At 71.8% G+C, this 22,354-nt stretch carries 21 protein-coding genes; 6 read left to right on the top strand and 15 right to left on the bottom strand.

What is annotated here, in order from left to right:
• Window positions 1-124: 124 nt before the first annotated feature.
• From ACFWZ5_RS26385 to ACFWZ5_RS26370, 4 genes are read right to left on the bottom strand one after another with little or no spacing between them, the layout of a single operon-like run.
• Complete coding sequence (locus ACFWZ5_RS26385; protein WP_384799966.1) at window positions 125-802, bottom strand: response regulator; 678 nt, start codon at window positions 800-802, stop codon at window positions 125-127.
• A complete protein-coding gene (locus ACFWZ5_RS26380) occupies window positions 799-2,136 on the bottom strand; it encodes a sensor histidine kinase (protein ID WP_384799969.1) in 1,338 nt (445 codons plus the stop codon). The genes ACFWZ5_RS26385 and ACFWZ5_RS26380 overlap by 4 nt, the downstream gene beginning before the upstream one ends.
• A 25-nt stretch (window positions 2,137-2,161) precedes the next feature.
• A complete protein-coding gene (locus ACFWZ5_RS26375; protein ID WP_384799972.1) occupies window positions 2,162-2,950 on the bottom strand; it encodes an ABC transporter permease in 789 nt (262 codons plus the stop codon).
• Window positions 2,947-3,897, bottom strand: a complete 951-nt coding sequence (locus ACFWZ5_RS26370; RefSeq protein WP_384799975.1) for an ATP-binding cassette domain-containing protein — start codon at window positions 3,895-3,897, stop codon at window positions 2,947-2,949. Before ACFWZ5_RS26370 ends, ACFWZ5_RS26375 begins: the two co-directional genes overlap by 4 nt.
• 267 nt (window positions 3,898-4,164) lie before the next feature.
• On the opposite strand from ACFWZ5_RS26370, the gene ACFWZ5_RS26365 reads away from it, so the two are divergent.
• On the top strand, window positions 4,165-4,746 hold the full coding sequence (locus ACFWZ5_RS26365; protein WP_384799978.1) for a GNAT family N-acetyltransferase: 582 nt from the start codon (window positions 4,165-4,167) through the stop codon (window positions 4,744-4,746).
• Here ACFWZ5_RS26365 and ACFWZ5_RS26360 read toward each other — a convergent pair.
• From ACFWZ5_RS26360 to ACFWZ5_RS26320, 9 genes are all read right to left on the bottom strand, one after another.
• Entirely contained in the window at window positions 4,743-6,425 is a 1,683-nt protein-coding gene (locus ACFWZ5_RS26360) for a type IV secretory system conjugative DNA transfer family protein (RefSeq protein ID WP_384799981.1), read from the bottom strand. The genes ACFWZ5_RS26365 and ACFWZ5_RS26360 overlap by 4 nt on opposite strands.
• 1 nt (window position 6,426) lies before the next feature.
• Entirely contained in the window at window positions 6,427-7,851 is a 1,425-nt protein-coding gene (locus ACFWZ5_RS26355) for an ATP-binding protein (protein ID WP_384799984.1), read from the bottom strand.
• Window positions 7,852-7,927: 76 nt separating this feature from the next.
• A complete protein-coding gene (locus tag ACFWZ5_RS26350) occupies window positions 7,928-9,487 on the bottom strand; it encodes an SCO6880 family protein (RefSeq protein WP_384799987.1) in 1,560 nt (519 codons plus the stop codon).
• Entirely contained in the window at window positions 9,484-10,815 is a 1,332-nt protein-coding gene (locus ACFWZ5_RS26345; protein WP_384799990.1) for a hypothetical protein, read from the bottom strand. Before ACFWZ5_RS26345 ends, ACFWZ5_RS26350 begins: the two co-directional genes overlap by 4 nt.
• A complete protein-coding gene (locus ACFWZ5_RS26340; protein WP_384799993.1) occupies window positions 10,805-11,653 on the bottom strand; it encodes a hypothetical protein in 849 nt (282 codons plus the stop codon). The genes ACFWZ5_RS26345 and ACFWZ5_RS26340 overlap by 11 nt, the downstream gene beginning before the upstream one ends.
• A gap of 165 nt (window positions 11,654-11,818) precedes the next feature.
• Window positions 11,819-12,127, bottom strand: coding sequence for a hypothetical protein (locus ACFWZ5_RS26335; RefSeq protein ID WP_188337772.1), 309 nt, complete (start codon window positions 12,125-12,127; stop codon window positions 11,819-11,821).
• Window positions 12,128-12,414: 287 nt separating this feature from the next.
• Complete coding sequence (locus tag ACFWZ5_RS26330) at window positions 12,415-14,187, bottom strand: tol-pal system YbgF family protein (protein WP_384799996.1); 1,773 nt, start codon at window positions 14,185-14,187, stop codon at window positions 12,415-12,417.
• Window positions 14,188-14,336: 149 nt separating this feature from the next.
• Window positions 14,337-14,888, bottom strand: a complete 552-nt coding sequence (locus ACFWZ5_RS26325) for a GNAT family N-acetyltransferase (protein WP_384799999.1) — start codon at window positions 14,886-14,888, stop codon at window positions 14,337-14,339.
• 3 nt (window positions 14,889-14,891) lie between these two features.
• Window positions 14,892-15,131, bottom strand: a complete 240-nt coding sequence (locus tag ACFWZ5_RS26320) for a DUF397 domain-containing protein (RefSeq protein WP_384800001.1) — start codon at window positions 15,129-15,131, stop codon at window positions 14,892-14,894.
• Between the two features lie 138 nt (window positions 15,132-15,269).
• On the opposite strand from ACFWZ5_RS26320, the gene ACFWZ5_RS26315 reads away from it, so the two are divergent.
• Complete coding sequence (locus ACFWZ5_RS26315; protein WP_384800003.1) at window positions 15,270-16,394, top strand: NlpC/P60 family protein; 1,125 nt, start codon at window positions 15,270-15,272, stop codon at window positions 16,392-16,394.
• 256 nt (window positions 16,395-16,650) lie between these two features.
• Window positions 16,651-17,352, top strand: a complete 702-nt coding sequence (locus tag ACFWZ5_RS26310) for a phosphatase PAP2 family protein (protein WP_384800006.1) — start codon at window positions 16,651-16,653, stop codon at window positions 17,350-17,352.
• A 325-nt stretch (window positions 17,353-17,677) separates the two neighbouring features.
• Here ACFWZ5_RS26310 and ACFWZ5_RS26305 read toward each other — a convergent pair whose 3' ends face one another.
• On the bottom strand, window positions 17,678-19,267 hold the full coding sequence (locus tag ACFWZ5_RS26305) for an FAD-binding oxidoreductase (protein ID WP_384800009.1): 1,590 nt from the start codon (window positions 19,265-19,267) through the stop codon (window positions 17,678-17,680).
• Window positions 19,268-19,939: 672 nt separating this feature from the next.
• Here ACFWZ5_RS26305 and ACFWZ5_RS26300 point away from each other — a divergent pair.
• Window positions 19,940-20,764 (top strand): hypothetical protein, encoded by an 825-nt coding sequence (locus tag ACFWZ5_RS26300; protein WP_384806374.1) that lies wholly within the window; start codon window positions 19,940-19,942, stop codon window positions 20,762-20,764.
• A gap of 93 nt (window positions 20,765-20,857) precedes the next feature.
• Window positions 20,858-21,049 (top strand): hypothetical protein, encoded by a 192-nt coding sequence (locus ACFWZ5_RS26295; RefSeq protein WP_384806372.1) that lies wholly within the window; start codon window positions 20,858-20,860, stop codon window positions 21,047-21,049.
• A gap of 144 nt (window positions 21,050-21,193) precedes the next feature.
• Here ACFWZ5_RS26295 and ACFWZ5_RS26290 read toward each other — a convergent pair whose 3' ends face one another.
• Entirely contained in the window at window positions 21,194-21,550 is a 357-nt protein-coding gene (locus ACFWZ5_RS26290) for a metal-sensitive transcriptional regulator (protein ID WP_384806370.1), read from the bottom strand.
• A gap of 179 nt (window positions 21,551-21,729) precedes the next feature.
• Here ACFWZ5_RS26290 and ACFWZ5_RS26285 point away from each other — a divergent pair, with 179 nt between their 5' ends.
• Entirely contained in the window at window positions 21,730-22,350 is a 621-nt protein-coding gene (locus ACFWZ5_RS26285; protein ID WP_384806368.1) for a DUF47 domain-containing protein, read from the top strand.
• Window positions 22,351-22,354 lie beyond the last annotated feature (4 nt).

Here is a 22,354-nt window from a genome sequence, read left to right as displayed (position 1 = left end):
GATGGTACTGCAGGGGGGACCCTGTGGGAGAGTAGGACGCCGCCGAACTAAATTTAAGGGAAAACCCCCGTATCTTACGATGCGGGGGTTTTCTGCGTTTTCGGGACGGGCCGTACCGCCCTCTTCAGGACGGCCGTACCAGCCTCGTGTCGTACGCCAGAATTACCGCCTGCACCCGGTCCCTCGCGCCCGTCTTGGCGAGGATGCGGCCCACATGGGTTTTCACCGTGGACTCGGCGAGGTGCAGTCGGGCGGAGATCTCCGTGTTCGTCCAGCCCTGGCCGATGACCGTGAGGATCTGGAGTTCCCGGTCCGTCAGGGCGGAGAGGCGCGGGTGCCTGGCCGGGTCCATGGGGGCCTCGGATTCCGTGCCGGTCGGCAGCTGGTCGGCGAAGGTGTCCAGGAGGCGGCGGGTGAGGCGCGGCGCGACCACCGCGTCGCCGGTGGCGACCGCGCGGATGCCGGAGAGAAGCTCCTCTGGTAGCGCGTCCTTGATGAGGAAGCCCGAGGCGCCCGCACGCAGACCCGCGTACGCGTACTCGTCCAGGTCGAACGTCGTGAGGATCAGGACGCGGGAGTTCGCCCCGGAGGTGACGATGCGGCGGGTGGCCTCGATGCCGTCCATGTCCGGCATGCGGATGTCCATCAGGACGACGTCCGGGCGCAGGCCGGAGGTCATGCGGACCGCGTCGGTGCCGTTGCCGCCCTCCCCCACCACCGTCATGTCGTCCTGGCTCTCCAGGAGCATGCGGAAGCCGAAGCGCTGCAACGGCTGGTCGTCGACTATGAGGACGGTCGTCACTGGGTGGATTCCTTGGGTCTCGGCAGATGGAGGTGGACGCGCCAGCCGTGCGTGGGGGCGGGCAGCGGGCCGGCCTCAAGTGTGCCCGCGTACAGAGACGTTCGTTCCCGCATGCCGGTGAGGCCGCGGCCAGGGGCCGACGTGGCCGACGTGGCTGATGTGGTCGACGGGGTCGACGGGGACGTGCGTGGGGACGAGGACGCGGTGGCGGAACCCGTGTCCGTGACCGTCACCGTCACCCCGTCCGTGTCGTCGTACGCCACATCGACCGTCGCCGTCGCGCCCGGGCCGCCGTGCTTCAGCGTGTTCGTCAGGGCCTCCTGCACGACGCGGTAGACCGTGAGCTCCTGACCCTGCGGCAGGCGGTCCGCGCGGCCGCGGAACGTGCTGCGTACGGGCAGGCCCGCGGCCCGTACGCCGTCGATGAGGCGGTCCAGGTCCGTCAGGGCGGGCTGGGGCGTGAGCGCGGCGGCCCCCAAGACGCCCGTGGAGCCGTTCGTGCCCGTCACGTCCGCGATGCCCGTCGTGTCCGCGGTGTCCTCGCGCAGGACGTCGAGCAGGCGGCGCAGTTCCGCGAGGGCCTGGCGGCTCGTGGAGCCGATGGCGTCCAGGGCGCGGGCGGCGTGCTCGGGGGACTTGGCCGCCGCGTACTTGCCGCCGTCGGCGAGGCCCGTGATGACGGACAGGTTGTGGCCGATGATGTCGTGCATCTCGCGGGCGATGCGGGTGCGTTCGGCGGCGGTCGCGAGCTGGGCCTGCTGGTCGCGCTCCACCTCGAGCTGGCGGGCTCGCTCCACGAGGGCCTTGGTGTAGTCCTGGCGCGAGCGGACGGCGATGCCGAGGAGCGCGACGATCGCGTACGCCCAGACCTGCGGGACGATCTGCTGGTCCCAACTGCCCTTCGGATAGCGGACGGTGCCCACCACGAGCGGCACCATCATCAGGGCGCCCGCCCGGCCGAGGGTGCGCAGCGGCAGCCGCAGCGCGATGTTGAACAGGACGATGAGCTGGACCAGGGCGATCTGCAGCATGGCGCCGGTGCCGCTGCTGACCGCGCCGAACGCCAGCATCACGGCGAGGACCGCCATCGGGTGGCGGCGGCGCCACAGCAGCGGGACCGACATGCCGAGGCTGAGGGTGAGGACGAGGGGGCCCGGCACGTCCGTGTCGTGCGCGACGTTGCGCCAGCCGCCGCCGGCGTAGTCGACGAGCGCCGAGATCACGAAGAAGACGGTCACCAGCAGGTCCCAGACCAGCGGGCGGCGCGTGTCGACGGCGCGCACCCGCTGGACCAGGCGCTGGACGTGCTGAGTGAGGGGGTGCTGGTCGGCCATCTCTCTCTTATACGTCCGTGCGTCGTTATACGTCACGGCGCTTGAGCAGCGCCGACGCCGCCGTCAGGACGGCCGCCGCCCACAGGGCCAGGGCGAGCAGGCCCACGCCCGGCGCGACGGTGTTGTCGACGCGTGTGATCGAGCCGAGGGACGAGGCGGCCTGCGCGGGGAAGTACTTGACGACCGTGTCGACCGCGTCGAACGGCAGCGACGACAGGACCTCCGGCAGGACCAGGACGGCGCCCACGAACGCGCCGATGCCGCCGGGCACCGACCGCAGCAGCGCGCCGAGGCCGAGCGCGATCAGGCTCATGAGGGTGATGCCTGCGGCGCTGCCCGCGAGGGCGCCGAGCACGCCGGAGTCGGTGAGCGACAGCTCCTTGTCGGTGCCGTCGAGCCAGATCTGGGCGGTGAGGAAGGTGAGGACGTTGGTGACGAAGCAGAGGGTGAGGGCGACGGCGGTGAAGACGGCCGCCTTCGACCACAGGACCGGCAGGCGGCGCGGCACGGCGGTCAGCGAGGCGCGGATCATGCCCGTCGAGTACTCGCCCGCCGTGACCAGGATGCCGAGGACCGCCAGGCAGATCTGCGACAGCTGGGTGCCGAAGAGGATGAACACGACGGTGTCGACGTCGGAGTCGTCGCCGTCGTAGGTGGTGCCCATGGCGATGCCGACGGTGAGGACGAGGGCGGCCGCGGCGGCCAGGGTGATCCAGGTGGTGCGCAGCGTCCACAGCTTGTGCCATTCGGAGCGCAGGACGCGGGCGGGCGTGATCCCGTACCTGGCGGGTGCGGTGGCGGGTGCGGTCGTCATGCCGCGGCTCCTTCCCGGGTGGCGCTCGGCAGGTCCAGGGACATGCCGTACTCGACGGAGTCGTGCGTGAGGTCCATGAAGGCCTGCTCCAGGGACGCGGCGTGCGGGGTGAGTTCGAACAGGGGGATGGCGTGGGCCGCCGCGGTGCGGCCGATGTGTTCGGCGTCGGCGCCGCGTACGTCGAGGGTGCCGGGGGTGTCGCTGGTGACGGTGGTGCCCGGGCCGGCGAGCAGTTCGGCGAGGCGGGCCGCCGCGGGCGAGACGACCTTGACGGAGCCGGTGCCGGAGTCGCGTACGAAGCGCTCGACCGTCGTGTCCGCGAGCAGCCTGCCACGGCCGATGATGATCAGGTGGTGGGCGGTCACGGCCATCTCGCTCATCAGGTGGGACGAGACGAGGACCGTGCGGCCCTCCGCGGCCTGGGCCTTGAGGAGGTTGCGGATCCACAGGACGCCTTCGGGGTCGAGGCCGTTGACCGGCTCGTCCAGGATGAGCGTCGCCGGGTCGCCGAGGAGGGCGGCCGCGATGCCGAGGCGTTGGCCCATGCCGAGCGAGAAGCCCTTCACGCGGCGGCCCGCGACGTCGGACAGGCCGGTGGTGTCCAGGACCTTTTGTACGCGGGAGCGGGGGATGCCGTGGGTGTGGGCGAGGGCGAGGAGGTGGTGGTAGGCGGAGCGGCCCGGGTGCAGGGAGCGGGCCTCCAGGAGTGCGCCGACCTCCGTGAGGGGTGCGGGGTGGGTGGCGTAGGCGCGGCCGCCGATGGTGCAGCGGCCGGTCGTCGGGGCGTCCAGGCCGACGAGCATGCGCATGGTGGTGGACTTGCCGGCGCCGTTGGGGCCGAGGAAGCCGGTGACGGTGCCGGGGTGGACCTCGAAGGTGAGGTCGTCGACGGCGGTCTTGGGGCGTTTGCCGCCGTAGCGTTTGGTGAGTGCGTGGGCCCTAATCATGGGTTGATGGTCGCTGGGGGTGTGGGGGTGGCGCGTCGGACCGGGGTGTTGTTGTCGGGTGGGGGGTGGTACTGGGGTACGACGGGGGGTGGGCCCTCGCGGGTGCGCCCCAGGCCCGCCCCTTCACCGAAACCAGGGGGCCGGCCCCCTGGCACCCCCGGGAAGCAATTGGCGCTTCGCGCCTCGTCCTCAAACGCCGGACGGGCTGAAACTTCGCCGAGCCGGGCTGGAACGGTGTGCGGCGGGCTGGAATGCGAAGATCGGTGTATGGAACATCTCATACGGGCCGTGCGTGCTGGGGAATGGCGGCAGGTCAGGGAGTTGCGGCTGGTCGCGTTGCGGGATCCGGCGGCGCCTGTGGCCTTTCTGGAGACGTACGAGAAGGCCGTCGCGAGGCCGGACGAGTTCTGGCAGGACCGTGCGGCCGGGGCCGCGGCGCCCGGTGGTGGGATACGGCAGTTCATCGCGGAGGGGCCCGACGGCGGCTGGGCGGGGTCGGTGACCGTGATCGTGGAGGAGCCGGGGACGCAGAGCGTGCTCGGCTCGGTGATCGAGCAGCGGCAGGCGCACCTGGTGGGCGTGTTCGTGCGGCCCGAGGTGCGGGGCACCGGGCTCACCGAGGCGCTGTTCGAGGCCGCGGTGGAGTGGGCGCTCGCCCCGGAGGGCGAGGGGGCCGGGGTGGAGCGGGTGCGGCTCTTCGTCCACGAGGACAACGCGCGCGCCGAGGCGTTCTACCGCAAGTTCGGCTTCGTACGCAGTGGGCTGAACGCACCCGTGCCGGACGACCCCGGCGCGCGGGAGCACGAGATGGTGCTCGGCCGGGGGCGCAGGACCGCGGACACGGCCTAGCCGCGGAGCTCGTCGTGGGGCCAGCGGGCGCGGCCCTGTTCGCGGGAGCGCAGGAGTGCGAGGGTCGGCATGCCTCGGTCGGGGCCGGTGGCGAGGAGTTCCGGGAGTTGCGGGAGCGGGGCCACGGCGGCGATGTCGTCCAGGACCAGCGTCATTGGTGGGTCGAGCCGACCGGAGGATGACCGTTCGGCCATGCGCCGGCCGCGCTCGACCACGCTGGAGGCGAGTGCCGTGAGAAGCGGCATCGCGCCGGGGTTCGTCTTCGGGTCCTCGATCGGCTCGCCCACCACGAAGAGCGTGCCCCCTTCGTCGACGAAGGAATCCAGGGCGAGGGCGTCGCCGCGGTTCGGGGTGCAGGACTCCCGTACGTTCACGGTGAACAGGGACGACAGGGCGCGGGCCGTCAGCTCCTGCGCGATGTCCCGGCGTTCGGTGTACGCGGTGAGCGCGGACTCCAGCTCGCCCGCTGCGCCCGACGACGCCTTCGGGTGCGTGCGCAGGATGCGGACGGCCTCCTGGACCTGGGTGCCCTGGGCCCAGCGGTGTACGTGCTTGAGGGAGCGGCCGTCCACGGCTGCGGCGTGCAGGAAGGTGCGCAGCAGGGTCTCCGCGGTGTCCGCGACGGCGGTGTCCAGCTTGGCGCTCGGCCTTATGGGGGCGAGCAGGGCGCGGGCGCGGTGGGTTGCCGTGGTGTTGTCCTCGCAGCCTGCGGTGGGGGACCAGTGGAGGCGGGCCGGGGTGTCGCACAGGTGCGAGGGGTCGTAGACGAGGACGGGGCCCAGCTTGGATCTGGCGTCCTTGGTCTCCTCCCAGAGGGTGGGGTCCGAGGTGACGACCAGGGCTGCGGATTCGGCGTCCGCGATGGCCTGGGCGGCCAGGGGGCGGCGGGTTTCGGGGGTGCCGAGGACCAGGGGGGTGCGGGGGGTGGGGACCGTCGGGGTTTTGGTGAGCGGTGGGGTGGGGGCGGCGTCAGGGTTGGGCGCACCCGGCGCGGTGGGCTGTGCCCACCCTTCCCCAAGTTCTCGGCTTCGCTCGAACAGGGGAGGCCCCACTCGCCCTGCGGGACGATTGCCCACAGCGGTAGCGGCATCGGCGTCGGCTGCCGCGTCGCGGGGGTTGTCCACAGCCGGTACGGCATCGGCGGGCTCGGCGTTCGGCCGTACTGCCGGGACGGTCGGTTTCTCCGGTGCCACCGTCGGGGCGGCTGTTTCCACGGCTTTCGCTGTGTCTGCCGTCTCCTTCGGGGCCGGGACCTCGTGGTCCCGTACACCTGCCTGCTCCTCCCGCCGAATCCGTCTCCCCGCGCGGAAGCGCGCCACCGTGCCGAGGACGAAGATGGCCAGGACGATCAGGACCATGATCTGGCCGATGAGGAAGCCCCAGAGGAGGCCGTAGCCGGAGAGCTCGGACTTGGGGGTGTCGGGCCAGGCGCCCGCGACGTCGTGGGGCTGTTGGATCAAGTGGCGCACGGCGGTCGGGGTGTTGGAGAAGGACACCTGGTCGGGCCACTCGCCGTGGGCCCACCAGGCGGCGATGCCCGTCGCCGACCACATGAGCACGACCATGCCGAGCAGGAAGGCGAGGACGCCCACGAGCAGCCCGTCGGGGACGCCGCCGGTCGGGCGCCCGCGCCGGTCGTCGTAGCGCCGGTCCGGCCCCTCGTGACGGTCCTGCCCCATGTCAGGCCACCGTCGAGCGGGAGGTCCCCGGGCCTTCGCCCATCTGCTGCTCCATGTACGCCGCCCTCTCCTCCGCCTCCCGTTCGGCCGCCGCGAGCGCGTCGGAGGACGCGAGCAGGTCGCTCGCGGACTCCGTCATGGCGCGGTCGGTGAAGACCAGGGGGCGTTCCGTTTCCGTGATCAGGTGTTTCACCACCTGGACGTTGCCGTTGACGTCCCAGACGGCGATGCCGGGGGTCAGCGTGGGAATGATCTCGACGGCCCAGCGGGGCAGGCCGAGCACGCGCCCGGTGGCGCGGGCCTCGTCGGCCTTCTGGGCGTAGATGGTGCGGGTGGACGCCATCTTGAGGATGGCGGCGGCCTCCTTCGCCGCGGCGCCGTCGACGACGTCCGAGAGGTGGTGGACGACCGCCACGAAGGACAGGCCGAGGCGGCGGCCGAACTTCAGCAGGCGCTGGAACAGCTGCGCCACGAAGGGCGAGTTGATGATGTGCCAGGCCTCCTCGACGAGGAAGATGCGCTTCTTCCGGTCGGGGCGGATCCAGGTGTGCTCGAGCCAGACGCCGACGATCGCCATGAGGATCGGCATGGCGATGGAGTTCCGGTCGATGTGGGACAGGTCGAAGACGATGAGGGGCGCGTCCAGGTCGATGCCGACGGTCGTCGGCCCGTCGAACATGCCGCGCAGGTCGCCGTCCACGAGGCGGTCGAGGACGAGGGCGACGTCGAGGCCCCAGGCGCGGACGTCGTCTATGGCGACGTTCATCGCCTCGGCGGACTCCGCCTCGGGGTGGCGGAGCTGCTCGACGATGTCGGTGAGGACGGGCTGGCGCTCGACGATGGTCTCGTTCACGTACGCGTGCGCGACCTTGAGGGCGAAGCCGGAGCGCTCGTCGAGGCCGTGGCCCATCGCGACCTCGATGATCGTGCGGAGCAGCGCGAGCTGGCCCGTGGTCGTGATCGCCGGGTCCAGGGGATTGAGGCGGATGCCCATGTCAAGGGCGGCCGTCGGGTCGAGCCGGATGGGAGTTATGCCCAGCTCCTGCGCGATGAGGTTCCACTCGCCGACGCCGTCCTCGCCCTGCGCGTCGAGGACGACGACCTGGCGGTCCTTGAACCGCAGCTGGCGCAGGACGTACGTCTTCTCCAGGGCGGACTTGCCGTTGCCGGACTCGCCGAGCACCAGCCAGTGCGGGGCCGGGAGCTGCTGGCCGTACAGCTGGAACGGGTCGTAGATGTAGCCCTTGCCGGAGTACACCTCGCGGCCGATGATCACGCCCGAGTCGCCGAGCCCCGGCGCGGCCGTCGGCAGGTAGACCGCCTGGGCCTGCCCGGTCGACGTACGCACCGGGAGGCGCATCGTCTCGACCTTCCCGAACAGGAAGGACGTGAACGCGTCCGTGAGGACGGTCAGCGGGTCCCGCATGGCACCTTCACACCCTTACGCCTCGGCCCGGTGACCCGCGCCGTCGTCACCGTCACCGTCACCGTCATCGTCGTCGTCATCGCCGGATGCCGGTCGCGAACGGCAGCGTGTTCACGAACGCCCTGTGGTGCTCGCGGTCGCACCACTCCAGCTTCAAATATGACTTCCCCGCCGACGCCCTGATCGTGCGCTTGTCACGTGCCAGAGCTTCGGGGGAGCGGGACGACACCGTGATGTAGCCGACGAGGTTGACGCCCGCCGCGCCGCTCGCGAGGTCCTCGCCGCGCTGGTCGAGGCGGGAGTGCGAGGCGATGTCGCGGGGGTCGACGGTGCGGTTCATCTTGGCCTGGCGGCTGGCCTCCGCCTCGTCGTTGGTCTTCTCCGTGAGCATGCGCTCGATGGCGACCTCGGTGGGCTCCAGGTCCATCGTGACGGCGACGGTGCGGATGACGTCCGGGGTGTGCACGAGCAGCGGCGCGAGGAAGTTGACGCCGACGGGCGTCATCGGCCACTCCTTCACCCAGGCCGTGGAGTGGCACCAGGGGGCACGGGTGGACGACTCGCGGGTCTTGGCCTGGAGGTACGTGGGCTCCATGGCGTCGAGCTCGGCGGGCCAGGCGTTCCGTTTCGTCATCGCCTGGATGTGGTCGATGGGGTGGTCCGGGTCGTACATGGAGTGGATGAGGGAGGCGAGGCGGCCCTGGCCGAGGGGCTGGCGGACCCGGATGTCCGCTTCCTGGAGGCGCGAGCAGATGTCGGTGAGCTCGCGGGCCATGACGACGGCGAGCCCGGCGTCGCGGTCGAGCTTCCTGCCGCCCTGCGGCCGGGCGGCGCGGGCCATCGCCTGGGCCTCGGCGGCCAGGTCGCGGGAGTAGTGCATGCAGGCGACGAGGTAGGCGCGGTGCTGCTCGCTGCTGGTGGACACCATCGACTGGAGCTGGTCGTAGCTGTGCTGGAGCCAGGGCAGCGCGCGGTCGTCGCCGCGCGCGGAGACGTCCTTGGCGTGCGCGTCCGGGTCGGCGGGCAGCGTACGGGCCAGCATCTGAAGGCGCGTCACGAAGCCGTCGCCGTTGGCGACGTGCTTGAGCAGCGTGCCGAAGCGGTCGACGAGGGCCTCCTGGTCCTCGCTGTCGCGCAGGCCGACGCCGGGGCCCTCGATCTCGATGGCGGCGGTCACGGTCCGCCGGTCGGCGTGCAGCAGGACGGCGATCTCGTCGGGGCCGAAGGGCGCGGCCAGCCAGCTGATGCGGCCGATGCCGGGCGGCGGGCCGATCTCGATCTCGCGTCCGTCGAGCCGTACGCCCGCTTCGGCGGCGGTCGAGCGGTAGGCGGTGCCGCGCCGCAAGGACCGCTTGTAGCTGCGGTTGATCTCGAACCACTTGTAGAACGTGCGCCCCTTGTACGGGACGTACACCGCGGCGATCGCGAGCAGCGGGAAGCCCATGAGCAGCACGATGCGCGGGGCGAGGAAGGGGATGAGGATGCCGCACATCATGCCGAGGAAGGCGCCGCCGATGATCAGCGCGATCTCGCCGGTCTCGCGGTTGCGGCCGATGACGGCGTTGGGCCGGGCGCGGCCGATCAGATAGGTGCGGCGGGGCGTGACCGGTGGGGACACATGGGACTGGGTCGTCAACGCCCTTCACCTCCTGTGCTGTTGGTACTGCCGCCGCGGTTGCCCGCGTGCGGGGTGTTGGACGGGCTGGTACGGGGCGGGGGTGCGGCGGAGGGGACAGATCCGCCGCTGTTCGGGGCGGGCGCGGGCTGCCGGTGGGCGTGCGAGGACATGCCGCTGCCCACGGCGTTGGCGGTGGCCGCCTGGGGCGGGGTGTCGCCGCCGCCGGCCTTGCCGCCGCCCGCCTTGCCGTTGGAGCGGGCGCTGTGGGTGCGGATGCCCTGGGCGACCCAGGCGGCGGGGGAGTTGAGGGCGGTGGCGGCCCTGTTCTCGGCGCCGCGCATGAGGCGGTTGTTGCGGGTGGCCATGATGTCGTCGCCGAAGCCGGGGACGAACCGGTAGATGGAGGCGCTCGCGAAGATGGCGAGCAGGATCACGGAGAGGCCGGAGACGACGGCCGACAGGGAGTCGGGGCCGTCCTCGCCCTGCAGCGCGCCCGCGACGCCGAGCACGATCACGATGATGGGCTTCACCAGGATGATGGCGACCATCAGGCCCGCCCAGCGGCGGATGCGGCCCCAGGTGTTCTTGTCGACGAGGCCCGAGTACACGACCGTGCCGAGCAGCGCGCCGACGTACAGCATCGCGGCACGGATCACCAGTTCGAGGCAGAGGATGCCCGCGGCGGCGATGGACACGGCGGACACGACGATCAGCATGATGGGGCCGCCGCCGATGTTCTCGCCCTTGTCGAGGGCCTGCGAGAACGTGCCGAAGAACTGGTCGGTCTCGCCGCCCACCGACTTGGCGAGCACCTCGGAGATCCCGTCGGTCGCGGACACGACGGTGGACAGGATCAGCGGGGTGAACGCGGACGCGAGCACCGTCAGCCACAGGAACCCGATGGCCTCCGACAGGGCCGTGAGCAGCGGCACGCCGCGCACCGCCCGCTTGGTGACCGCGAGCAGCCACACGATGAGCGTCAGGACGGTCGACGCGGCGAACACCACGGCGTACTGCTGCAGGAACTTCTGGTTGGTGAAGTCGACCGCGGCCGTGTCGTTCACGTACTCCGTGAGCTTGTTGACGATCCATGAGGCGGCGTCGCCGAAGCCGCGGGCGAGGGCGGACAGGGGGTCGAGCTGGGAGAGCGCGTCGTTGTCGCCGGGCGACTTGGGGGTGCCGCTGTCGCCGCCTTCGCCTTGTTGGCAGTACTTCTTGGCGGGGCCGTGGATGAGCTTGCAGGGGTCGTCGGGCGCGGCCGTGGCGCGCGCCGCGTGGAGGAGCACCACGGTCTGTACGGCCGCCAGCGCGGCGGCGAGCTTGAGCACGGGGCGACTACCGGGCATAGGTGAACCCTCCGTACCCTTCGACCGCCTCGGCGATCTCGTCGGAGCCGGACGCGCGGTCGTCGCCAGGGACCGGGGCGGGACCGTCCTTCTGGGAGTGCGTGGTGATCTTCCAGTCGCCGTCGATCCACGCCAGCTTCATGGTGATCGTGAACCAGCTGCTGGTGACGGGCTTGGTGGACCGCTCGCCCGCGAGCCCGAGCAGGCCGCCGCACCAGGTCTCCACGGTGGCCTTGCCGCCGGAGAACGCGGTGACCTTGGTGCCGATCGGGTTCGTGCGGGAGACGAATTGGTAGCCGCTCGGCGTCGAGCCGTCCGCGTTCAGGCCCACGTTCTTGAAGAAGCCCGCGGTGTACGCCTTGTCGAGCTCCGTCTTGAACCTGCCGACGCTGGCCGGGGCCATGATGGTGCTGAGGATGCCGTCGCGCTTGGACTTGTCGAACATCTCGGCGGAGCCGAGCGCCACCGCGTAGTTGGCCGCGGCGCTCTGCACCCCCTGCTCACTCTTCCCGAACCCCCCCGGAATCCCCCCGTTCTTCCCGCTCACCGGCCGCTCCCCGGACGGTGCGGTGGGCGCCGCCTCCGCCCCCTTGCCGCCCCCGCGGCCCCCGTCGCCCCCGCCGGACGACGAGTCGTCCTGGTTCGCGAAGGCGATGGCGGCGATGAGGAGGACCACGACGCCCACGACCGTGATGAGGCTGCGCGAGGACGAGCGGCCGCCGCGGCCCGGGGAACGGCCGGATCTGCGCGCCGTGCCGTACCCGTCGGGGCCGTCGCCCTCGGGGAGCCGCGTCCGGGTCTCGCCGGTCCCGCCGAAGAGGTCATCGTCATCGCTCATGCCGCGCACGTCCCCTCAACCTCTTCCTTGTCCGCCGAGTCCGCCAGGTGCACCGGATACGACGGTAGCCGTGCTGGATTCCGCGCGGGCGCGGTGTGGTGACTCGACATCAGGGAGTTGCAACCTCAGCCGGTGGGCACGACGGACGGGGGTGGAAGGAAGGGTTCAGACCGCCATGCCGTACACGATGGTGAACAGCGTGCCGAGTGAGCCGATGATGAAGACGCCGGTGAGGCCCGCGATGATCAGGCCTTTGCCCTGCTCCGCGCTGAAGGTGTCGCGCAGCGCGGTCGCGCCGATGCGCTGCTTGGCCGCGCCCCAGATCGCGATGCCCAGGCACAGCAGGATGGCCACGGCCATCACGACCTCGATCATCACGCGTGCCTCGTTGCCGAGGGTTCCGAAGGGACCCCAGTCGGGGGCGATCCCACCGATGATGGTGGTGATGTCGCCCTTCTCGGCTGCCAAAAGCATGTGTAACTCACCGCCCCTAGTGGGTTGTTCGTGCACCTCTGCCCACCTCTGCCTACCGCAGTGCAGAGGACGGAGCTCATTGTCGCCGACAATCGGGCCGGAGCGTGCCGCGTTGACGCCATTCGTTGGCCGACTTCGTACGTTTCGTCGTACGCAACCCGCGTAGCCGTGCCACGCGGAGCGCAGAACGGTATACGAAGGAACGTATGGTCACTCTGTGTATCACGCGACTAGACGCCGGGCAATGAATGCCCGGCGTGGCCTCTGACGTCGATTCAGGGAGGCTTTCAGGTCAGGCCGTCGAGGTCGCCGATGCCGCCGCTGACGACGTAGGTGCAGTCCGTGTAGCGGTAGCCGCTCTGGACCTTGGCGCCGTCGCTGTGGTTGCGGACCAGGCCGGTGCCGCCGGCGCCGCGCTTGTAGAGGAAGTGGTACTCGCCGGGCGGCAGGCGCAGGGTCCGCTGCGGGTAGCTCTTGCCGCCGGCCTTGCAGGCCTTGCTCTTGCCCTCGGCCCTGCTGTCGTACGTCGAGCAGCCCGCGCAGGCGCCGAGCTTGACGCTGCCGGTCGCGGGCCCGGTGAACAGGACCTCGACGGCGCTCGGCCCGTCGTTCTTGACGACGAACTCCTGGCCGGACCCGGGGCCGCGCTGTGCGGGCAGCTTCCGGCCCGCCTGGGGGCGCTCGGCGGCGATCTCGGCGGCGATGGCGATGGTCCGGGCGCGCTCGCGCCTGTCGCTGTCCGGGTACGTCGTGGCGAAGTCGCGCAGCTTCTTGGCGGCCTCGGTGAACTGGTCGTCCTTGAAGGAGTCCACGCCGCAGGCGTAGTCGCCCGACTCGGCGGCGCGGTCGGTCTTGGCGACGACCGGGTCGCCGGCGTCGTCGGGCAGGCCGTGGGCGACGGCGGCGATGCGGTTCACCTTCTCGGTGGCCGTGCAGGGGTCGGAGCCCTCGATGCCCCGCGCACGGTCGTCGACGGCGGCGCTGAGGCCGGGGACCACCTTCCCGGCGGCGTCGGAGCCGGGGAAGGAGGCGAGCAGCTCCCGCAGCTGCGCGGGGTCGCCCTTGTCGAGGGAGGCCATCCCGCACTCGTACAGGGAGGTGGCGAGCCGGTTGTCGGGCCAGGTGGCGAGGGTGCCGAGGCGGTCCTTGCCGAGGCTGCGGGGCAGCGTGCGCAGATACTTCAGGGGCGCGACGGCCTCGCAGTACTGGCGGTCGGCGTAGGGCGCGGCGACGGATCTGTAGTACGCGTCGAGGCGGTCGGGCACGCGGTCGGCGGCCTTGGATCCGGCGTGGTCGTCGACGAGGCGCCGGTAGATGCCCATGGCGGTGCGGTAGTCGCTCTCGGCGGCCGTGAAGGGCTGTCCGGACCGGTCCTTGACCAACTGGTCGGCGTTGTCGAGCCGGTCGAGCAGCATCTCCTCGACGGCGTCGTCGTGCGCGGCGTCGTAGGCGTAGGCGCCGGTGGCGGGGACGGCGAGGAGGACGACGCCGAGCCCGGCGGCGAGCGGGGCGCGCAGGCGCCAGGCGAGGGCGGTGCGGCGGGCCCGGCGGGCCGCGTCGGCGGCGGCGAGCACGAGGAAGGCGGCGTATCCGACGAGGACGCCGCCGGGGACGCCGTTCACGTCGGCGGGCAGGGCGGCCAGGAGCAGCGCGGCGGTCGCCGCCCAGCACAGGACGGCGGGCAGCCAGGCCCGGACGAGCACATAGCCGAGGCCGAGCCCGCTGAGGTTGAGCACCGCGGCGGCGACGGGCCGCAGCGGCTCGGGCGGCGCGGGCGGCGCGGGCTCGGGCGGGGGCGCGGCGGCGGGGGGCTCCAGGAGCTCCGGGGGGCCGTAGGGCGGGGGCGCCGGGGCTGACGCCGGGGGAGACGCGGGGGGAGGTCCGGGCGGGGCCGCGGGCGGCTGCTGCGGCAGCGGTGGCGGCGGGGCGGCGGGGTGCGGGGCGTACGCGGGCGGTGGCGGGCCGAAGGCGCCGGGAGGGCTGTCGGCGGGCTCGTGCGGCTCCCCGGGCGCGCCGTGCCGATCGTCGCGCGGCTCGTCTCTGGGGTCGTTGGGTCCCATCGGCGGCTCCCCCCAGCCGTAGAACGTAGAACACCGAGAACGTAGAACACCGGGAACGCGGAAGACTCCCGTGCGGACGCGGAATGCTCCCGTGCGGACGCCTCCCCAGACGTCCAACTCCCCTACGGTCCGGCAAAGCTGGCGCTCCGTCAATCACCCGTGACGGTCTGCTTCCGGCCTGCTTGCAGCCGCCGCAGGAAGCAGACCCGGTCGAGCCCGGGACCGTCGTAGCCGGTGTGCACGGACACCCCGCCCGGCCCCACGGCGTCACCCGTCTCGATGCCGAACCCCATGGACCGGTGGAAGGCGATGGATCCGGTGTTCGTCGGCGAGGTCACCGCCCGCACCCGCGTGCGGCCCGCGTCGGCGGCGCCCCGGAAGAAGGCCTCGTACAGCTCGCGGCCCACACCCCGCCCGCGCAGCGCCGGGTCCACGCCGACGAAGTGGATGTACGCCTCGTCGGGCAGGTCGGCCGGATGGAAGCCGACCAGGAAGGCGCGGATGCCGGTCTCGTCCTCCCGTACGAGGCTGGTGCGCGCGAAGAACTGCAGGAACAGCTTCGGCAGGAGCAGGGAGAGCTCGCGCATCTCGGCCGGGGAGCGGTCGGTCCACCACGTGCGTACGGCGGCGACGACGCGGGCGTGGTCGTCGGGCCGCGCCTCGCGCAGCCGTGTCTCTCGCGTCTCGTGTGTCTCCCGCATCGCTCAGACCCCCTCGCTCCCTTCGACCCCCTCGACGAAGTGGTCGAACTCGCCCGCCTGTACGCCGAGCACGAACGCGTCCCACTTTCTGCGGGTCGTCGTGACCACGTTGTCCGGGTCGTCGGTCGTGCGCAGGTGGACCGTGTCGGCCGGGCCGAAGGCGAGCTCGATCCAGGGGCCCGGGCCCTGCTCGTCGTCCGGGGCGGCGCGGACCCAGTGCAGGTCGGGGTGTCCGTCGGTCATGGGTGGCGTCTCCTTGGGGGTGCGGGCGGGGGGCGGCTTCGAGTATGCGTTCTGGCTGTCGCGGTCCTCCACCCCGGCCGGGGGGTGCGCCTCTACACTGAGCGCGGCGGACTCCCGGTGGGCGAGGGGTGGTTGACGGTGCGTAAGGCGTGGTTGCTGGCGACCGTCGCGTTCAGCGGGTCCATGGGGTTCATCGGGCTGCTCGTCGTCGGGACGTTCGTCGCGGCGGGGAGCCTCGCGGGCGGGTCCGGCGGCGGGAACGTGGGGCTGGCCAAGGGTGCCGTGCCGACCACGTACCAGCCCATCGTCCAGAAGTGGGGCAACCTGTGCAAGGCCATCAACCCGGCCCTGCTCGCCGCCCAGCTGTACCAGGAGAGCGGGTTCAACCCGCAGGCGAAGAGCCCGGCCAAGGCGCAGGGCATAGCGCAGTTCATCCCCGGGACGTGGGCGACCCACGGCATCGACGGTGACGGCGACGGGGACCGGGACGTCTGGGACCCCAAGGACGCCATCCCCTCCGCCGCGTCGTACGACTGCAAGCTCGCCAAGTACGTGGAGGACGCCCCCGGCGACCCGACGAAGAACATGCTCGCGGCGTACAACGCGGGCGCCTACGCCGTCATCAAGTACGGCGGCGTACCGCCGTACCGCGAGACGCAGAACTACGTCCAGATCATCACGACCCTGGAGAAGAGCTTCGCGCGGCCCATCGGCCGGGTGCGGCCGTCGCAGCAGGCGGCGGGCGCCATCTACTACGCGCAGAAGAAGCTCGGCACCGAGTACCTGTGGGGCGGCAACGGCACCTCCGACCAGAACGGCCGGTTCGACTGCTCGGGCCTCACCCTGGCCGCGTACCGCAGCGTCGGGGTCGAGCTGCCGCGCGTCGCCAACGACCAGTACAACGCGGGGCCGCACCCCAAGCGGGACGAGCTCCTCCCCGGCGATCTGGTGTTCTTCTCCGACGACCTCAGCAACTCGCGGGCCATCCGGCACGTCGGTATCTATGTGGGCGGCGGCTACATGATCGACGCGCCCAGGCCCGGCGCGGTGATCCGCTTCGACCCCATTGACACTCCTGACTACTTCGGTGCCACGCGAGTCACGGAAGATGGCGCAAAAGCGCTGCCCGAGAAGCGCCCCGAGAAGCGTGTGGACCGGCCGGAGAGCGAGCCGTCGAGCAAGCCGTCAAGTGGGCCGTCGGACAAGCCCACCGGCACGCCCGAACCCTCCCCCTCGGGGGCGGACGGCGGCGCGGAGGTCTGACCGGCGGCGTGAGCGGAGGCGCGCGCACGGCGCGTGCGCCGTGTGATCTGGCTTGAACCCTGCGTTAAAGGACCCCCCTGAGCTGCGGTGATGAGTCTCTCTTCGATAACGTCTGAGTGATCTTTCGGTGGAGAGTGGAACGTAGTGAAGGGGACCGCACGTTCCCTTGACTGGTACGGCACGGACCACGGGGGTTGGTGGAAGGGCGCGCGGCGGAGCGCGCTCGTGAGTGATGAGGACAAGGGGCCGCGGCACCATGGCTGGACTCGATGCACCCGGGTCGAACCCCGACGTCAGCCTGCTCTACGACATCAACGGCCTGGCGGAGGACTCCCCGGGCTGGTTCGCCCGCACCATGGAATTCGTCGGCGAGTACGGAATCCTGCTCGCCCTGGTCCTGCTCGTCCTGTGGTGCTGGTGGGGCGCCCGCAGGCGCGGCACGCTCGACGACGCCGCCACCTCGGTCGCCGCCGTCGTCTGGGCACCGCTCGCCGCGGCCATCGCCGTCCTGGTGAACGTGCCGATACGCGGGTTCGTGGAGCGCCCCCGCCCCTTCGTCGACCACCAGGGCCTGGACGTCCTGGTCGACGGCAAGACCGACTACTCCTTCGTCAGCGACCACGCGACGCTCGCCATGGCCATCGGCGTCGGCCTGTTCGTCGCGAACCGCAGGTTCGGCATCGCCGGGATCGCGCTCGCCGTGGCCGAGGGCTTCTGCCGGGTCTTCATGGGCGTGCACTACCCGACCGACGTGGTCGGCGGCTTCGCGCTCGGCACGGCCGTCGCGCTGCTGCTCTCGCCGCTCGCGATGGTGCTCCTGACGCCGCTCACCAAGGCGGTGGGGCGCTCCGCGAAGGGTTCCCGCCTCGTGTGGCGGGGGGCGCGTGGGGTGGAGCCGGTAGCGGCGCTGCCGGAGCAGGAGTCCGCGGGGTCGGACGAGAAGGGCCTCGCGGCGTAGACGCGTCGGGCGCCGTGCACGGGGCGGCCCGCTCGGCCGCGCGGCGGCGCAGGAGCCAGAGCCCGGCGGCGCCCGCGAGCGCGGTGACGCCCGCGGAGACGAGGGCCAGGGGCCCCGCGTCGGAGTGTCCGGCGGCGACGGGGGCCGCCGAGAGAACCAGGGCCGCGGTCGCGGCCATCGCTATGTGTGGAGTCATGCCCCCAGGCCAGCGGGCCGGGCGGCGACGGGCCACCCGGGGGCCGGTCCTGCGGGGCCGAACGGGTTCCGGGCGGGGCCGAACGGGTTCCGGACGGGCGCGCCCACCCGGAACCACACGGCTCCGGGACTACAGCGCCTGCGGGAACGTGAAGAAGCGCGACGGGTCGTACGTCTTCTTCACCTTCTTCAGGCGCGGCGCCGCCTGGCCGTAGTACGCCTCGCGCCAGTTGGTGAGCGTCGCGTCCGTGTAGTTCTGGTACGCGGCCCCGGACGCGTAGCGCCGCATCGCACCGTGGGCCGCCGCCAGCCAGGACTGCGAGCCGGATCCGGACGTGCCCGCGCGCCACGACACGATGTACTGGGCGAGCATGCGCGAACGGCGGTGCACGAACGCGGTGGCCGTCGGGTCGACGCGGTTGACGGCGCCGCCGAGCGCGGTCAGGGCGATGCTGCCCGCGGTGCCGCGGGGGCCGCGCACGTTCTCGATCTGGTTGAGCAGCGCGCGGATCCCGGCCGCCGACAGGGAGCGGTCGAAGAAGTCCGAGCGGGCCGCGTACGTCTCCCGGCCGAGGGCCCCGCTCGGGGTGCGGCCCGGCGTGGCGCCCGGCAGATGGCACTGCGCGTCCGACGCGAACGACGAGCAGCCCGCGTACACCTCCATCGCCTCCTCGTACGAGCGGCGCTTCAGGGAGACGCTGCGGGCCGGGGAGCCCGCCTTGTCGGCGAGCCGGTCCACGGCGTTCTGCAGGCCGCCGTACGTGCCGAGCGAGAACGCGGCGACGGAGAGGGTGGGCGTGCCGCCCGGCACGGCCGCGAGGTGCAGCGACGACCAGATCTCGTCCGGCTGCGAGGGCCCCCACTCCTGCCAGGCCTTGAGGACGGCGGCGGCCTTCGACCAGGGCCAGGTGAGGTACGCGGACACGGCCTGCGGCGCCGGGTGCGTACGGAACGTCAGCTCCGTGACGACGCCGAAGTTGCCGTTGCCGGCGCCGCGCAGGGCCCAGAAGAGGTCCTTGTGCTGCGACTTGTCGGCCGTGAGCTGCTTGCCGTCCGCCGTGATCAGGGTCGCGGAGGTGAGGCTGTCGCAGGTCAGGCCGTACGCGCGGGAGACCACGCCGTGGCCGCCGCCCAGGGTCAGACCGCTGATGCCGACCGTCGGGCAGGAGCCCGCGGGGATCGTGACGCCCTTCGCGGCGAGGGAGCGGTAGACGTCGATGAGCTTGGCGCCGCCGCCGATGGTGGCGCTGTTCCCGCTCGCGCGGACGCGGTTCAGCTTCGACACGTCGACGATGAGCTTGCCGGTGCCGGAGGACCAGCCCGCGTAGGAGTGGCCGCCGTTGCGGATCGCCACGCGCACGTCGTGCGCGCGGGCGTAGGCGAGCGTGGTGCGGATGTCGTCGGGGTGCGCGACGTACGCCACCGCGGTGGGCTTCAGGTCGTCGAAGCGGGTGTTGTACAGCTGGCGTGCCGTGGCCCACTTGGCCTCGTTCGGGCGGACCAGGACGCCGTCCAGGTCCCTGGCCAGGGCGGCGAGGCTCGCGGGGGCGGAGGCGGCGGCCGTTCTTATCGGTGTGGTGCCGGTTGTTGCGGCGGTCGCTGTGCGTGTGCCAGCGCCTGCGCCGCTGCCGTTCCCGTTGCCGCTGGTGCAGGCGGCGGTGCCGGTTGCCGCCAGTGCGGCGGCGGTTGCGGCCGTGCCGATGAACGTACGTCGTTCCATTGAGCCCTCCCGTTGCTTCCCGCCCATCGAGACGGCGCCAGGCCCCCCGGGGTTCCGGTGAGTGGGGGGCCGCCGTCGCCGACTGCGGGCCCCCGCCGCTACCGCGGCGGCCTTCTCCCACCCGCCCGCCCGTTTCCAGCGTCCCGCGGGGTGACTGCCCCCAGCGGGGGTTCCCCGCCGTCGGCGGCGAATGGGGTGGGCGGGCGGGGTAGCTCTCGCCGCGAAGCGGCGGGCCGGGGGCGTATCGGGGCCGGGTGCGGGTCGGTGGGTGGTGCGCCGCGCTGCGCGCGGCGTTGTTTCCCACCCGCCCGCCCGTTTCTGGTCGGACGGGGGTGGACGCCCCCTGTGGGGGTTGCCCGTCGTCGGCGGGTGCGGGGGTCAGGGGGAGGTGGGCGCGCCCTCTTGGAGGGCGTGGGCGGTGGCGTCTGTGCGGGCCTTGCTTCGGGCTCTGCGGGCCGGGCCCCGCCAGCCGCAGGTACAGCGTGCGGCGCAGAAGCGGCCGTTATCGACGGTGGAGGTGCGGTGCGGTGCTTCGGGAGGTCGCTGCTCGGGCACGGACCCACGGTACGCCCAACGGGTGAACGCGATACCGCGTGACAACACCCCGTACCGGTCGTTAGTCGAGACGACACGGCTGGTTGACGCCGGGAGAGGCTGGGGGTCGGCAGGGCGATGGGGCAGCAGCGCAGGCACGCGGGCAGTGCGGTGGTCGGGGCGGCGGCGGTGGGGCTCATGGCGCTCGTGACGGGGTGTTCCGGCGGCGGGGCCGCGGCGAGCGACGACCCGAGGGCGGCCGACCCGGCGGGCACGGTGCGGCGCGTCGCCGACTCCCTCGTACGCGCGGGCAGTTCCCAGGCGCGTACGTCCATGGAGATGGCCAGCGGCGGCACCCGCGTGACGATCCGCGGCGAGGGGGCGTACGACTACGCGCGGCGCGTGGGGCGGTTCCGCGTCGTGCTGCCGCAGGACCCGGCGGACCGCGGCAGGCGGAAGCCGCCGGTCACCGAGCTGATGGCGGACGGCGACCTCTACATGAAGAACCGCGGGGCCGGGGTGCCCGCCGACAAGTGGGTGCGCGTCGAGACGGAGTCCCTGTCCGACGGGAACCTCGTCACCGGCGGCGCCACCGACCCGCTCGTCGCCGCCGAACTCCTGCGCGGCGCGCACGACGTGACGTACGCGGGCCGGACCCGGCTCGACGGCGTCGACGTACACCACTACCGAGGGGTCGCGGACCTGGCGCGCGCCGCGAAGAGCGCGGCGGAGGACCACAGGGGAGCGCTGCGGGCCGCGGCGGCGAAAGGGTTCAGCAAGAGCGGGGTGCGGTTCGACGCGTACCTCGACGACCGGGGTCTGCCGCGCAGGATCCGGCACCGGTTCGCGGTCGCCAACGCCGATGTGGCGTCGACCACTTCGCTGTACGGCTTCGGCGCCCGGGCCGGCGTACGGCTGCCCGCGGAGCGGGACATCTACGCGGGGAAGATCGCCGAGCGGTAGTCGCAATATGGTCCGTCCGTGTCATGCGCGGTGCGTAGGGCGCTCCCTACTCTAGGAAGCCGGTACCGGCACAACCGTGGTCAGGAAGAGGTGGTGAACGTGGCTCCTATCGGCGGCACAGCGGTTCAGGACCACGTTGCCCTCGCCGAGATCGAGCTGTGCGGCGAACTGATCATCGCGGCGTCGGCCGCGCGCGGTGAGCGGCTCAGTGCGGACCGGATCGACGAGGTGCTCAGGGTCTCCGACGGGCCGGAGGAGATGGCGGAACCCCGACCGGGGTTCTGACCTCCCACGGCCCCGCCGCTTCGCGGCGGGAATTTCTCCCACCCGCCCACCCGTTTACCAGGCACCGCGCGGTGGACCTCAGCGCGGAGCGCCGCGGGTGAGTGGGTGGGGGTGCCGTAGTCCCCGCCCAGCCCGCCGCAGGCGTCACGTGCGGAGCATCCGCCCGATCGCCTTCGTCGCCTCCTCCACCTTCGCGTCGATCTCGTCGCCGCCCTTGAGGGCCGCGTCGGCGACGCAGTGCCGCAGGTGCTCCTCGAGGAGCTGCAGCGCGAAGGACTGGAGTGCCTTCGTGCCCGCGGAGACCTGCGTGAGTATGTCGATGCAGTAGACGTCCTCCTCGACCATGCGCTGGAGGCCGCGGATCTGCCCCTCGATGCGGCGCAGGCGCTTGAGGTGCTCGTCCTTCTGCTTGTGGTAGCCGTGCGTCTGGTGGGCCAGGTGCTCCTGCGGCTGCTTCTCGACATCGCCGCCGGGCGCGGCCGCCGCCTCCGTGGTCGTCATCGCATCCTCCTGTGCGTCCCCCGGTATATACCCTGGGTGGGTATATGGTACCGGATTTCTTGGGTGGTGTGCTGATCACTGTGCCTGATGGGCGACACTGGGGTCCGGCCGGTTAGCAGTGGCCGGATGATGCGCCTAGCATCAGCCTGACCGCATCCAAAGCACCCCGAGGACCCCACGTGCGTTTTCGTCTGACCCCCAGGGAGACGAGCTTCTACGACATGTTCGCCGCATCCGCGGACAACATCGTCACGGGCTCCAAGCTCCTGATGGAACTGCTCGGGGCCGACGCCTCGGCCCGAGCCGAGATCGCAGAGCGTATGCGGGCCGCCGAACACGCGGGGGACGACGCGACGCATGCGATCTTCCACCAGCTGAACTCCTCGTTCATCACGCCGTTCGACCGTGAGGACATCTACTCCCTCGCGTCGTCGCTCGACGACATCATGGACGCCATGGAGGAGGCCGTCGACCTGGTCGTCCTGTACCAGATCGAGGAGCTCCCCAAGGGCGTCGAGCAGCAGATCGAGGTGCTCGCCCGGGCCGCCGAGCTGACGGCCGAGGCGATGCCGAATCTGCGCACCATGGCCAACCTCACCGAATACTGGATCGAGGTCAACCGTCTGGAGAACCAGGCCGACCAGATCCACCGCAAGCTGCTCGCGCACCTCTTCAACGGCAAGTACGACGCCATCGAGGTGCTGAAGCTCAAGCAGATCGTCGATGTGCTGGAAGAGGCGGCCGACGCGTTCGAGCACGTCGCCAACACCGTGGAGACCATCGCGGTCAAGGAGTCCTGAGGCT

Source organism: Streptomyces sp. NPDC059003, assembly GCF_042740445.1.
Lineage (GTDB): Bacteria > Actinomycetota > Actinomycetes > Streptomycetales > Streptomycetaceae > Streptomyces.
The sequence above is the reverse complement of the archived record's forward strand: the minus strand, read 5'-3'. Positions and strand labels throughout refer to the sequence as shown.